Source organism: Falsiroseomonas sp. (genome assembly GCF_030695085.1).
GTDB lineage: Bacteria > Pseudomonadota > Alphaproteobacteria > Acetobacterales > Acetobacteraceae > Falsiroseomonas.
In genome coordinates this window covers 1-13291 of the sequence record NZ_JAUYTS010000202.1, presented here as the reverse complement: position 1 = coordinate 13291, position 13291 = coordinate 1, and the positions used below count along the sequence as shown (strand labels likewise).

The window sequence follows — 13291 nt, the reverse complement described above, 5'->3', positions numbered from 1 at the left end:
GTTTCGCGGTGCCACCTTTGACGGTGGCAGCCCTGCTCAGCGCAGGACGATTTCCACGCGGCGGTTCTGCGGCTCGCGCACGCCATCGGCGGTCGGGACCAGCGGACGGCTCTCGCCGAAGGCCTGGACGCTGATGTTGTTGCGCTGAATGCCACGGCGCTCCAGCTCGGAAGCCACGGCGCCGGCGCGGCGCTCGGACAGGCGCTGGTTGTACTGCGGCGAGCCGGCACGGTCGGCGTGGCCGGCCACTTCGATGCGCGTCACGCCCTGGCCGGTCGCGTTCGTCGCGGCCTCACCGATGATCTGGCGGGCACGGTCCGTCAGGTCGGCGCGGTCGAAGTCGAAGAACACGAGGTAGGTGCGGGCCGGCGCCGGGGCGGCGGCGGGCATCGGCGCGGGTGCCGGGGCGACAACCGGGGCCGGGGTGGTCTGGCCGAAGGCGTAGCGCAGGCCGAGCATGATGGAGTGGTTGTAGTTCTCGGACTTCGTGCCGGTGCGCGCAACGTTGAAGGAGCCGCCGCCGCTTTGGGTCGAGATGTCATGCTCCATCGTGCCGAGGAAGCGGTATTCCGCGGTCAGCGCCAGGCCCGGGGCCCACTGGGTCAGCGGCATGGCGGCGCCGACGATCGCCTGGTAGGCGAAGCGGCCATCGGTGCCATCGCTGCTCACGGAGCCACCGAGGATGTTGGCGCGAACGCCGTCGAATTCGCGCCAGATGTAGCCGGCGCCGACGCCGACATACGGCAGGAAGGACACGCCGCCGAAGTTGGCGCCAATGTCGAAGTCATACAGCGCATTGGCCATCACGCCGTAGCTGCGGGCCGTGCCACCGGCGCTGATGCCGCCGGCGCCGCCGAAGCCGCCGATGGTGTCAACCTTGTTCTCGCGGTAGCTGCCTTCGATCTCGGCGCGCAGGCCGTTGCCAAAGCCATAACCCAGGCTGACGACGCCAACCCAGCCCATGTCGAAGGACACGTCGCCGCCGGTGGCGTTGCCACGGGCGCGCAGCTCATCGGCTAGGCTGCCGGTCGCGTTGATATTCGCATCCTGCAGCCAGTTGAGGCCCGCGCCTGCACCGATATAGACGCCGTTGACCTGCTGGGCCTGCGCCGCACCGAATGGCAGCAGCAGCATGGTGGTGGCGAGCAACGCATTGCGGAAATTCATAACCTATTCTCCTGGCTGGACGAGCCAATCCGCGCCGGGGGTGGATGGTCCGGCAGCAGCGTCCTGCGAGATCAACGCGAGTTCCCTGGAAAAGGTGCCGTGGGCAAAAAAATCATCCGGGGGGTGTGGCAGGAATGCCGCAGTGGGGTAACGGCGCCCCAAGCCGCCCTCCGATGCTTAACTAATTTAAGCAAATTAGCCCCCTTGGCATTGAGGACTTATTGTCCCTAAGTTAGCCACATGCGCGACCCCACCCTCGAAGCCCTGCTGACCCAGCGCGGCGCCGTCACCCGTATCGCAACCGCCCTCGGCATTTCCACCGCCGCCGTGTCCCAGTGGCGCCGCGTGCCGGAGGACCGGGTGGCCGAAGTCGCCCGCGCGCTCGGCGTGCCGCCCAATACGGTTCGGCCAGACGTGGCGGAACCGCCGGAAGCGCCCCGCCGCGAAGGATCAGCCCGCCCCATGCCAAGCCGCCCCCCGCTGCGCCGCCGCCGCCGCACCAAGATCATCGCGACCCTCGGCCCGGCCTCCTCCTCCGCCGAGGTGATCGAGCGGCTGTTCCGCGCCGGGGCCGATGTGTTCCGGCTGAATTTCAGCCACGGCACGCATGAAGACCATGCCGCCCGCATCGCGACGATCCGCGCGCTGGAGGAAAAGGTTGGCCGCCCGATCGGCATCCTGGCCGATGTGCAGGGGCCGAAGCTGCGGGTCGGCAAGTTCCAGGCGGGGCGCGTGCAGTTACAGACCGGCCAGAGCTTCCGGCTCGACCTGTCCCCCACCCCTGGCGATGTCCGCCGCGTGCAGTTGCCCCACCCCGAGATCATCGCCGCCGCCGGCATCGGCACCACGCTGCTGCTGGATGACGGCAAGCTGCGGCTGCGCGTGACCCATAAAAGGGAGGATCACCTGGAAACCCAGGTGCTGGTCGGTGGCGCGCTGTCGGACCGCAAGGGCGTGAACGTGCCGGATGTGGTGCTGCCGATTCCGGCGCTGACGGAAAAGGACCGCGCCGACCTCGACTTCGTCCTGGCGCAGGGCGTCGAATATATCGGCCTGTCCTTCGTGCAGCGGGCCGAGGATGTGGTGGAGGCCAAGGCCATCGCCGCCGGCCGCGCCTGGATCATGGTCAAGATGGAAAAGCCGCAGGCGGTCGAGAACCTCGATGCCATCCTGGCGGAAGCCGATTGCGTCATGGTGGCGCGCGGCGACCTCGGCGTGGAATGCCCGCCGGAGGAAGTGCCGCTGATCCAGAAGCAGATCGTCCGCGCCTGCCGCCTGCTGGGCAAGCCGGTGGTGGTGGCGACCCAGATGCTGGAAAGCATGATCACCGCCCCCTCCCCCACCCGGGCCGAGGCGCAGGATGTGGCGACCGCGGTGTTCGATGGCGCCGATTGCGTGATGCTCTCGGCCGAGACCGCCGCCGGGCAGTTTCCGTTCGAGGCGGTGAACATCATGGACCGCATCATCGCGCGCGTGGAGCAGGACCCGGATTGGCGGAAGCTGACCGATGCCAACCGCCCGGCGCCGGAGCGCAACTCCGCCAGCGCCATCGCCGCCGCCGCCCGGCAGGTGGCGCAGACCATCGATGCGGAGGCGATCGCCACCTTCACCTCCACCGGATCGACCATGCTGCGCGTGGCCCGCGAACGGCCGAGCTGCCCGATCATCGGGCTGACCGCCAGCCTGCAGACGGCGCGACGCATGGCGGTGGTCTGGGGCGTGCACCCGATGATGACGGTGGAACTGCATTCCATGACCGATATGGTCGCCAAGGCGATCCGCGCCGCCAGCCAGGAAGGCTTTGCGACGACGGGCGATGAGGTGGTGGTGACCGCCGGGGTGCCCTTCGGGACGCCGGGCACCACCAACGCGCTGCGCGTCGCGATCGTGAAGTAGCCGGGCGGCGCAGTTGACCTCGGGCCGCGTCGCGCCTTTGGTGCGCCCATTCACGGAGCAGCCCCGATGACCTTCCGCCGCCTCGCCCTCGCGCTACCCCTGCTGGCCCTGCTGCCCTGCGCGGCGCAGGCGCAGCAGGAAGGCCTGTATGATGTGACCGGCACCAACCTGGACGGCACCGCCTACACCGGTGTCGCGCAGATCCGCACGGTCGGGCTGGCCTCCTTCGCGATTCGCTGGCGGATCGGTAGCCAGACGGTCGAAGGGGTGGGCTTCGCCTCCGGCCGCACCGTGGCGGTGGCCTATGGCCTGACGCAGCGGCCGGGCATCGGCATCTATACGCTGAACCCCGATGGCAGCCTGGATGGCGAATGGACCATCGTCGGCGCGCCGGCCAATGCCCGGGAACGCCTGGTGCCGCGCGGGGCGGCGCCGGCCGCACCCGGGGCGGCACCCGCCACGCCACCGGCCACGACGCCGCCGCCGGCGGCAGTCCCGCCGGCGCCCGCAGCGCCCGCGGCGCCCGTAGCGCCCGCGCCGCAATAGGGCGCTTCTACCGCCCCCGCGCTCGTTTCTCGCCGGCCAGCAGCGCCGCCTTGCGCGGCACGCCCCAGCGATAGCCGGTCAGGTCGCCGCTGGCGCCGACCACGCGGTGGCAGGGCACGGCGAGCGAGACAGGGTTGCGCGCGCAGGCCCGCGCCACCGCGCGTGTCGCGGCCGGCAGGCCCATCTCGGCGGCCAGGCCGGAATAGGTGCGCGTCTCACCCAGCGGAATCCGCGTCAGAGCCTCCCACACCCGGCGCTGGAAGGCGGTGCCGCGCAGGTCCAGCGGCAGGGTCAGTGCCGCCGCGGGCTCGGCCAGGAAAGCGGCCACCTGCCGCACCGCCCCGGCCAGTTCCTCCGGTGCCGGCGCAATGCGCGCCTGCGGGAAGCGGGCGCGCAGGTCGCCCTCCAGCGCCTCCGGCGGCTCCGCGAAGCCGATGAAGCAGATGCCGGCGGCGGTGGCGCCGACCAGCAGCGGGCCCATGGCGCTGTCGGCATGGGCGATGCGGATCACCTCCCCCGCCCCGCCGCGCCGCGCCGCGCCCGGGGTCATGCCGAGGTGGCGGGCGGTGTCCTCATAGACCCGGCTTTCGCTGCCGAAGCCGGCACCCGCCACCGCCTCCGCCACCCGATCACCCGCGGCAAGCGATGCCTGCAGGCGGCGGGCGCGCACACCCTCGGCGTAGCTGCGCGGGGTCACGCCGGTGATGTCGCGGAACAGCCGCAGGAAATGGTGCCGCGCATAGCCGGCGCGGGCGGCCAGCACCTCCAGGCTCGGGATGCCCTCCGCCGCCTCGATCACCGCGCAGGCGGCGGCGACGCAATCGGCCTGCATCCGGGCGCGCTCCCCCTTCGGGTCGCATCGCTTGCAGGCGCGGAAGCCGGCGGCCTCCGCGGTGGCGGCATCGGCGAAAAAGCGGGTGTTGCGGCGCAGCGGCGGGCGGGCCGGGCAGCCGGGGCGGCAGAACACACCCTGGGTGGTCACGGCGTAGCGGAAATCGCCGCAGCCGGGGTCTGCCTGCCGGTCCAGCACCGCCTGCCAGCGCAGCGTGTCCAGGTCGATGGGGGCTTCGGGCATCGGCTTGGCCTCTCAACGTCCCGTGCAGGATCGGCCTCGCCGGCGCGGCGCGCCATCCGGCCGTTGCGCTACAGCCGCCGAGGCTTCGCGCTTCGCGCTACAGCGCCTCGCCTTCCGCCCGTCGCACCAGGTCGCGGCGTCGCGCATCGCCGCCGGGCAGGCGCGGGTGCAGCGCCAGCGCCGCATCCAGGCTACGCAACGCGCCGCGCAGATCGCCGGCTTCCTCCTGCAAGGCGGCGAATTGCAGCAGGGCGCCGAAATGCCGCGGCTCCAGGCGCAGCGCCTCCTGCAGGTCGCGCGCGGCGGCGACGCGATCGCCGAGACCGGCATAGGCGCGGGCGCGCAGCGCCCAGGCTTCGGCCGCTTCCGGTTCCAGCAGGATGGCGGCATCGAAATCCTCCAGCGCCTCCGCCGTCTCCTGCGCCTGGAGGTTGCGCTGGCCGCGGCGCAGCAGCAGCGCGGCGGCGGGGGAGACCGCCTGGCCCCACAGGGCGCGGATGCGCGATTCGACAATCTGGCCGCCGCCCTGGTCAGGCGCGGTGCGCAGCGCCTCGAACAGCCGGTCCAGCTCCGCCTGGCGCTGCGCCGCCGCGCCCTGGGGCGGCGCCTGGGCCTGGGCCGGTTCGGCCATCGCGACCAGCAGAAGCGGCAGCAGCACGAGGCGCAGGGCCATCATCCCCCCCTCGCCCGCGCCGCGCGGATCGGGCCGATCGCCGCCGGTTCCGGCCCGCCCGCCATCCAGTCCAGCAGTTCCACCGTATGGATGGTGGGCATGGCGCCGCCGGAAAGCTGCGTCAGGCAGCCGATATTGCCGGCCGCGATCAGGTCTGCGCGGGTGCGGTCCAGATTGGCCAGCTTGCGGTCCCGCAACTGCCCGGCGATTTCCGGCTGCATCAGGTTGTAGGTGCCGGCGCTGCCGCAGCAGATGTGGCCCTCCGCCGGTTCCTTCACCACGAAGCCGGCGCGCTTCAGCAGGTCCTTCGGCGCGGCGGTGATTTTCTGCCCGTGCTGGAGCGAACAGGCGGCGTGATAGGCCACCGTCAGGCCGGGCTTTTCCCGGCTCGGCGCATAGTCGAATTTCACCAGCAATTCGGAGATGTCCATCGCCAGTTCCGAAACCCGGGCGGCGGCTGCGGCGTCCGGCTCCGTTCGGAACATGAAGCCGTAATCCTTCACCGTGGTGCCGCAGCCGGAGGCGTTGATGACCACCGCATCCAGCCCCTCCCCCTCCAGCTCCGCCGTCCAGGCGGCGATATTGGCGCGGGCCAGGCGCATGGCCGGGTCGTGATGGCCCATGTGATGGTCCAGCGCACCGCAGCAGCCCTGATCCTTCCGCACCACCACATCCAGCCCCATCCGCGTCAGCAGCCGGATGGTGGCGTCGTTGATGGAGGGTGCCAGCACCCGCTGGGCGCAGCCGGTCAGCAGCGCCACCCGCCCCCGGCGCGGCCCCTGGGCGCGATGCACGCCGGGCCGGTCCAGCGCGCTCGGCCCCGGCACATGGGCCGGGGCCAGCTTCAGCATGGCGCGCAGCCGCTGCGATGCCATGGAACGCCCCGGCACGAACCGGGCAAAATGCCGGCCCAGCGAGGCGCCGATCAGCGCCAGGCGGAACCGGCCGGGATAGGGCAGCAGCGCTGAGAGCAGCCGGCGCAGGGCGCGTTCGGCGGGCGGGCGCTGGTAGGTTTCCTCGATATGCCGCCGGGCATGGTCCACCAGATGCATGTAGTGCACGCCCGATGGGCAGGTGGTCATGCAGGACAGGCAGGACAGGCAGCGGTCGACATGGCGGACCACCTCCTCCGTCGCCGGCCGGTCATTCTCCAGCATGTCCTTGATGAGGTAGATGCGGCCGCGCGGGCTATCCAGCTCATCGCCCAGCAGCAGGAAGGTCGGGCAGGTGGCGGTGCAGAAGCCGCAATGGACGCAGGTGCGGAGGATACGGTTGCTCTCGGCCGTATCCGGGTCCTGGAGCTGCGCCTCGGTGAAGCTGGTCTGCATGCTGGTCCCCCGCCTGCCATGAACATAAGGATGCGCCGGCCGCGACGAAAGGCGCCGAAGCTCAGCGCCAGCTTGCCTCGGCATCCAGTGGGTAGACGGGGCGCGGCAGGCCGGCGAAGGCGAAGCGGGACAGCACCGGGCTGACCAGGCCGGGCGCATCCACTTCCAGGATGCGGTCCGGCGTCGCGTAGATATCGAAGCCGGCGCGGAAATGGCCGCGGGACTTCACCACGATGGTGCGCGCCGATTCCACCTCCACGCCGAGGATCTCCAGCATCGCCGGGTCCAGCAACTGCCGGCGGAGCGAACCCACCGCCAGCAGTAGCCCGCTCCCCTCCAGCTCCAGCAGCGCCGCCGGTCCGATGGAAAAGGCGCGGCCCGCCAGCCCGCCGCGACGGCCGACGCCGTTGCCATCGGACAGGGCGCGGACATGGGCCATGGCGCGGAAGGTCTCGGCGAAGGGGCCGGGGGTGGCATTGGCCACCGCCTCCATCCGCGCGCCGCGGCCGGCGGCATGCGCCGCCTGGGCCAGGACCGGGTCCACCAAAATGCCGAACACCACCCCCTTCGCCCGGGACTCATGCAGCGCCGCCAGCAGCGCCGTGGTGTTGCCGCCACCACCGCCGCCCGGATTATCCGCCACATCGGCCAGGATCAGCCGCGGTGCACCCATCTCCGCCCCCGTAGCCGCCGCCTGCGCCACGGCATCGGCGATCGGCGTCAGGGTGCGGGACAGCGCCGCCCGCCCCTGCCAGATCTCGTTCGACAGTCGCTCCGCCAGATCGACCGCCACCCCGACATGGCCGGGCCGGGCGGAGGCCCAGACGCAGAGGCCGCATTTGGCGATGTCGGTATAGACGAAGCCGCCGGTGACGGAGACGCCGAGCAGCTTCGGCTCCTCCTCCCGCGCCAGCACCCCTTCGCGGATGGCATCGGCATAGGGGGAGGATTCGGCGGTCAGCAGGGTGACGGTGGGGGGCGTCAGCGGCAGGCGGATGAAGTGGGTCTCCGGCCGCTCGCCGGTTTCCAGGATGCGGCGCAGCGCATCGGCCGCCTCGGCGGCGCGCTCGCGCATATCCACATGCGGGTTGGTGCGATAGGCGATCAGCAGGTCGGCCAACGCGATCTGACGGTCGGAGACGTTGCAATGCAGATCGAGCGTGCCGACGATCGGCACATCCTCCCCCAGCACATCCCGCAGCAATTGCAGCACGGCGCCATCGGTGTCGTCTTCCTCCGCCGCGCGGCTGGCGCCGTGGCTGGCGACATAGACGCCGTCGATCTGGCCGGCTTCGGCCAGGCGGGATTGGATGATCTGCAGGAATTCCGGGAAGATGCCGGGCGCCATGGTGCCGCCGGGCGGGGCGGTGATGATGATCAGCGGCACCGGCTCCCAATCCCCGGTCGCATCCATCCGCGCATAGAAGCCCGGGATTTCGGCCGGCAAGCCGCTGACCTTGCTGCGCGCCTGCTGCGTGATGGACTCGCCCTCGGCCCAGGATTGCTGCTGGAAATCGCGCCGCGTGGTGGGCGGGGAGAAGGCGTTGACCTCCAGATGCAGGCCGAGGATGGCGATACGCGGCCCAGGGGAAGAGGATGTCACGGGCTGGACCTCATGCGGCCGGGGTTGAACAGGCCCAGGGGGTCGAGCGCCGCCTGCACACGGGCGGCGATGGCGGCGAGCGCCGGGGCTTCGGGCGGCATGACGGGGACGGCGGCCCGCATCGGCGCCGGGGCGCGGAACAGGGTGAAGCTGCCGCGCACCGCGGCGGCGGCGGCCGTCACCGCGCAATGCGCCGCCTCGGTGGCGGGGCCGGCGACCCAGACCAGGCCGCCGCCCCAATCGAACAACAGCCTGGCACCGAAGGCCGCCTGAAGCGCGGCGGCCAAAGCGGGCGCGGTGCTGGGGCGGATGGACAGGCGCCAGATGGCATCCTCCGCCGCCGCGCCGAGCGGCTCGGCATCGCGGATGCCGCGCCACAGATCGGCCGAATCCGGGATCAGCGACACATCGCCGAAGGGCGCCAGATCCTCCCGCAACCTGCTGCCGCGATAGGTGACGGATTCGCGGAAATCCTCCAGGCGCAGCAGGGCGGTGGCGCCGTGCGGGTCGATCCGAAGCGCGGCGCCGGTGACGCCGAAGGGGCTGGTGAGGCCGGCCGACAGCGCCTTCACCCCGGCGGCGATATCCGGCACCGCGACGGCCAGCGTGGCGCTGGCCTCGGCGGCTGGCAGCACTTTCATCGTCACCTCGGTCAGCACGCCCAGCGTGCCGTGGCTGCCGGCCAGCAGCTTGCACAGGTCGAGCCCGGTGACGTTCTTCAGCACCCGCCCGCCGCTGCGAACCGCCTCCCCCTTGCCATTGACGAAGCGGATGCCCAGCAGATGGTCCCGCACCGATCCCACCGTAATCCGGCGCGGGCCGGACAGGTTGGTGGCGACCAGCCCGCCGAGGGTGGCGGGTTCGGCCACGCCAAAGATGCCGCGCGTATCCGGCGGTTCCGGCGCCAGCATCTGGCCGCGCTCGGCCAGCGCCGCCTCGATCTCCGGCAGCGGCGTGCCGGCGCGCGCGGACAGGACCAGTTCGGTCGGCTTGTACAGCGTGATGCCGGTGAGGCCCCGGGTGGTCAGGCCGCGGGCGGCCTGCACCGGGCGCAGCAACCCGCGCTTGCTGCCATGGCCCTCGATGGACAGCGGCTCCCGCGCCGCGATCGCGGCCTGGATGGCGGCGACAACGCCGGCCTCATCGGCCGGTGTGATGAGGTCGCTCATGCGTGTTCGGTCAGCGGGAAGACCTTGTGCGGGTTCAGCAGCCAGGCCGGGTCGAAGGCGGTCTTGATGGCGCGCTGCTGGTCCAGCTCATGCGGGTGGAACTGCACATGCATCAGGTCGCGCTTTTCCACGCCGACGCCGTGTTCCCCGGTCAGGCAGCCGCCGACCTCGACGCACAGCTTCAGGATGTCGCCGCCGAAGGCCTCGGCCTTGTGGAAGCTGGCCGGGTCGTTGGCGTCGAACATGATCAGCGGGTGCAGATTGCCGTCGCCGGCGTGGAACACGTTGGCCACCTGCAGCCCGTACTGCACGCTCATCTCGCCGATGCGCTTCAGGACGAAGGGCAGTTCGCCGGTCGGGATGGTGCCGTCCATGCAGAGGTAGTCCGGGGAGATGCGCCCGACCGCCCCGAAGGCACCCTTGCGGCCCTTCCAGATGGCGATGGATTCCTCGGCCGAGGTGGCGACCTTCAGGCTGATCGGATCGAAGCGAGCGCAGATGTCCTTGATCTTCGCCAGCAGCGCGTCCTGTTCCGCGACGCTACCCTCCACCTCGATGATGAGCATCGCCTCGGCATCCAGGGGGTAGCCGGCATTCGCAAAAGCCTCGCAGGCATGGATGCAGGGCTTGTCCATGAATTCCAGCGCGACGGGGATGATGCCGGAGCCGATGATGGCATCCACCGCCTGGCCGGCGATTTCCGTGCCCTTGAAGGCGGCGAGCATGGCGCGCGCGCCTTCCGGGCCGCGCAGGATCCGGACGGTGACCTCCGTGACGATGCCGAGCATGCCCTCGCTGCCCGTCATCAGGCCGAGCCAGTCATAGCCGGCCGTATCCAGATGGTCGCCGCCGACTTCCACGATGTCGCCGGTCGGCGTGACCAGCTTCAGGCCGAGCAGGTTGTTGGCCGTCACGCCGTATTTCAGGCAATGCGCGCCGCCGGAGTTCATGTTGACGTTGCCGCCGATCATGCAGGCCAATTGGCTGGAGGGGTCGGGGGCGTAGAAGAAGCCCTCATGCTCCACCGCCTTGGTGATGCCGAGGTTGGTCACGCCGGCTTCCACCACCGCCAGGCGGTCGTCGAAATCGATTTCCAGGATGCGGTTCATCCGCATCAGGCCGATCACCACCGCATCCTCCAGCGGCAGGGCGCCACCGGACAGGCTGGTGCCGGCACCGCGGGGGACCACGCGGATGCCCTGTTCGTGGCAGTAGCGCATCACCGCCGCCACCTGCTCCGTCGTGGCCGGCAGCACCACGGCCAGCGGCATCTGGCGGTAGGCGGAGAGCCCGTCCGTCTCATAGGGCCGCATGCGGATCGTCTCATGGATCACGGCATCGGCGGGCAGCAGCGTGTGCAGGTCGGCCACGATGGTATCGCGGCGGGCCAGGATCTCCGGCTTGGGGGCTGGCAGGGGGATCATGGCGGTTCCTCGATCGCTTCCGCCGGGAAGATGGCCCCGCCACGCAAGGGCGGCAAGCGGCACGCGAAACAGCCGCCGGGCGCCCACCCCGCAAATGCGTCGCGCCGCGCCCGGGTTACCCCGAGCGCGGCGCGACAAATCCCATATGGCCCCAAATAGGGGCCGCAGCTTCAGCCCTGGCGGGCCTTCAGCCGGGGATTCTTCTTGTTCAGCACATAGGTACGGCCACGGCGCCGCACCACGATGCAGTTCTTGTCCCGCGTCTTGGCGGTCTTGAGGCTGTTGCGGATCTTCATGGTCATGGTCCTGCGAAGGCGGGCGAGATAGGCGGCGGGGCTGGTTGAGTCAACCTCAGTCGGCGGCGAGCTTCCCGGCGGCACCCTCCTGCGCGATGATTCGCAGGAAGCCATCGCGCGTCTGCGGCAGCTTGCGGCCCAGGATCTGTTCCGCCACCTGGGTCCGCAGCACCTGCGCGGTGCCGCCGGCAATGGCGAACATCCGCGCATCGCGCAGGTAGCGCTCCATCGGGTTGTCCTTCGAATAGCCGGCGGCGCCCCAGACCTGCAAGGCGCTGTTGGTCACGCGAATCGCCATCTCGCTGGCAAAGACCTTGGCCTGCGCCGCGGCCAGGCGATCCGGGAAGCCGGCCGGGCCGGCGCTGCGGGCGGCGCGATGGACCAGGGCGCGGGCGGCCTCCACCTCGATCGACATGTCGGCCAGCATCCAGCCGAGGCCCTGGAACTCCGCGATCGGCCGGCCGAACTGGGTGCGGGCATTGGCGCGGCCCACGGCATGTTCATAGGCCCCGGCGGCGAGACCCAGCGCCACCGTCGCGGCGCCGACCCGTTGGCCGTTATAGGCATCGATCAGCCGGCCGAAGCCGCGCTGCCAGCCGCCCGGGGCGCGCAGCACCATGTCATCCGCCACTTCCAGGTCACGGAATTCCAGCTCCGCCTCCGGCATGCCGCACAGGCCGAGGGAGGGGATGCGCCGCGCGACCACCAGCCCTTCCGGGCGCCCCGCCTCGTCGCGCACCACCAGGAAGCCGCCGATCCCCTTGAAGGCGCCATCCTCCACCACGCGCGCGAAGATCAGGTGCAGCCTGGAGACGCCGCCGCCGGTGATCCAGGTCTTGCGGCCATTGATCACCCAGCGATCGCCGCGCTTTTCCGCCGTGGTGGTCATTTCCGTCGCCGCCGATCCGGCATCGGGTTCGGTGATGCAGATGGCGGGCTTGTCGCCGGCCAGCACCAGGCCCGCGGCCAGCTTCTTCTGGGCCTCCGTGCCATAGGCCATGATGGCGCCAACCGCGCCCATATTGGCCTCCACCGCGATGCGGCCGCAGACGGCGCAGGCTTTCGAGAATTCCTCGACCACCAGCGCGGCATCCAGCACGGAGCCGCCGGGGCCGCCCCATTCGCGGGGGATGGTCAGGCCGGTGAAGCCGGCCTCCGCCATGCGCTTGACCATCGGCCACGGATATTGGCCGCTGCGGTCCGTCTCCGCCGCCTGCGCCGCGGCCTCCTGCGCCAGTTCACGGGCGCGGTCGCGCAGCGCCACCTGGTCCCGGGTCAGCCCATCCGTGCCGCTCATATCGATAGCCTTTCCTCAATCGCCGCCGCCGCCCGCCTGTCGAGGCCGAGCGCCTTGGCCAGTTCATCCAGCCAGGCGCGCTCGGGCGGGGAAATCTCCCCCATCGCCGCGACCGCACCGGCATACAGCCGCGCCCGCATCATCGGGTCCGCGGCCTGGGCGGCCAGTGCCGCCGGGGTCAGCGGGGTTTCGAAATCCGCCAGGATGAAATCGCGCTCCTCGGCCGAAAGGCCGGCGGAATCGAGCTGCTCCGCGATGGCGCGGCGTTCCGCGGCATCCACCGCGCCATCCGCCTTGGCGGCGGCGATCATGGCGCGGATCAGCAGCAGGCCTTCGGCCTCCTCCATCCGCGGCGCGTCGGGCGCCTCGGCTGGCGGGGTATAGGGGTTGGGCGCCGGAGCTGGGGCCGAGGTCCATTCGGGCAGCCGCGCGGATCGGGCGGGCGCCTTGCCGGCCGGCGCGCTGCGGCCGCGCGGTGCCTGGGTTGGGGCCTGGGTGGGGCGCGACATCGCCTCGATCGCCACGGTCGCCAGCCGCGCCAGTGTGCGCGCCAGCCCTACATTGCCGCCGCCACCCATCGGCAGGCCAGTGCGTCGGATGCGGCGGCGCGGCGGGCGGGCGGCGCCGCCCAGCAGCGCGCCCAGGACGCGGTTCCAGTCCATGCTTCAACTCCCTGGCCGCAGCATTAGGCCCGAAGCCGAAGCTTGCAAAGCGTCAGCGCCCGAGCAATCCGCGCAGCAGATCCGCCGGGTTGGGCCGCGCGTCCCCGCCTTGGGTGCCCCCCTGGGGCGCCGCCTGCGGGGCCGGGGCCGCCGGC

12 protein-coding genes are annotated in these 13291 nt (G+C 71.2%); 2 read left to right on the top strand and 10 right to left on the bottom strand.

The genetic code is table 11. The features are described from left to right. Nucleotides 1-36: 36 nt before the first annotated feature. Nucleotides 37-1167, bottom strand: a complete 1131-nt coding sequence (locus Q8S40_RS21340) for an OmpA family protein (RefSeq protein WP_305672013.1) — start codon at nucleotides 1165-1167, stop codon at nucleotides 37-39. A gap of 462 nt (nucleotides 1168-1629) precedes the next feature. Between Q8S40_RS21340 and pyk the strand changes: the two genes are divergently transcribed. Together pyk and Q8S40_RS21330 are read left to right on the top strand one after the other, a co-directional pair. Beyond that, the gene (gene pyk / locus Q8S40_RS21335) at nucleotides 1630-3063 is read left to right on the top strand and encodes a pyruvate kinase (protein WP_304813779.1); all 1434 of its coding nucleotides are present in this window, start codon (nucleotides 1630-1632) and stop codon (nucleotides 3061-3063) included. A 66-nt stretch (nucleotides 3064-3129) separates the two neighbouring features. Next, on the top strand, nucleotides 3130-3609 hold the full coding sequence (locus Q8S40_RS21330; RefSeq protein ID WP_305672012.1) for a hypothetical protein: 480 nt from the start codon (nucleotides 3130-3132) through the stop codon (nucleotides 3607-3609). 7 nt (nucleotides 3610-3616) lie between these two features. Here the strand turns inward: Q8S40_RS21330 and ada are convergent, their stop codons facing one another. The 9 genes from ada to Q8S40_RS21285 form a co-directional block, all read right to left on the bottom strand. Further along, nucleotides 3617-4684 carry a bifunctional DNA-binding transcriptional regulator/O6-methylguanine-DNA methyltransferase Ada gene (gene ada / locus Q8S40_RS21325; protein ID WP_304811614.1) on the bottom strand — a complete coding sequence of 356 codons (1068 nt, stop codon included), beginning with the start codon at nucleotides 4682-4684 and terminating at the stop codon, nucleotides 3617-3619. A gap of 97 nt (nucleotides 4685-4781) precedes the next feature. Next, nucleotides 4782-5357 carry a tetratricopeptide repeat protein gene (locus tag Q8S40_RS21320; RefSeq protein WP_305672011.1) on the bottom strand — a complete coding sequence of 192 codons (576 nt, stop codon included), beginning with the start codon at nucleotides 5355-5357 and terminating at the stop codon, nucleotides 4782-4784. Continuing rightward, complete coding sequence (glcF, locus tag Q8S40_RS21315; protein ID WP_304811619.1) at nucleotides 5357-6685, bottom strand: glycolate oxidase subunit GlcF; 1329 nt, start codon at nucleotides 6683-6685, stop codon at nucleotides 5357-5359. Before glcF ends, Q8S40_RS21320 begins: the two co-directional genes overlap by 1 nt. A 61-nt stretch (nucleotides 6686-6746) precedes the next feature. Then, complete coding sequence (locus Q8S40_RS21310) at nucleotides 6747-8288, bottom strand: M81 family metallopeptidase (RefSeq protein ID WP_305672010.1); 1542 nt, start codon at nucleotides 8286-8288, stop codon at nucleotides 6747-6749. Next, nucleotides 8285-9457, bottom strand: a complete 1173-nt coding sequence (glcE, locus tag Q8S40_RS21305; protein ID WP_305672009.1) for a glycolate oxidase subunit GlcE — start codon at nucleotides 9455-9457, stop codon at nucleotides 8285-8287. The genes Q8S40_RS21310 and glcE overlap by 4 nt, the downstream gene beginning before the upstream one ends. After that, nucleotides 9454-10881 carry an FAD-linked oxidase C-terminal domain-containing protein gene (locus tag Q8S40_RS21300; protein WP_305672008.1) on the bottom strand — a complete coding sequence of 476 codons (1428 nt, stop codon included), beginning with the start codon at nucleotides 10879-10881 and terminating at the stop codon, nucleotides 9454-9456. Before Q8S40_RS21300 ends, glcE begins: the two co-directional genes overlap by 4 nt. Before the next feature lie 170 nt (nucleotides 10882-11051). Beyond that, nucleotides 11052-11177 (bottom strand): type B 50S ribosomal protein L36, encoded by a 126-nt coding sequence (gene ykgO, locus Q8S40_RS21295; protein ID WP_168050529.1) that lies wholly within the window; start codon nucleotides 11175-11177, stop codon nucleotides 11052-11054. A gap of 55 nt (nucleotides 11178-11232) precedes the next feature. Beyond that, nucleotides 11233-12474: a 3-sulfinopropanoyl-CoA desulfinase gene (gene acdA, locus Q8S40_RS21290; RefSeq protein ID WP_305672007.1), complete on the bottom strand. Its 1242-nt coding sequence runs from the start codon at nucleotides 12472-12474 to the stop codon at nucleotides 11233-11235. Continuing rightward, complete coding sequence (locus Q8S40_RS21285) at nucleotides 12471-13136, bottom strand: DUF533 domain-containing protein (protein ID WP_305672006.1); 666 nt, start codon at nucleotides 13134-13136, stop codon at nucleotides 12471-12473. Before Q8S40_RS21285 ends, acdA begins: the two co-directional genes overlap by 4 nt. Between the last annotated feature and the right edge of the window lie 155 nt (nucleotides 13137-13291).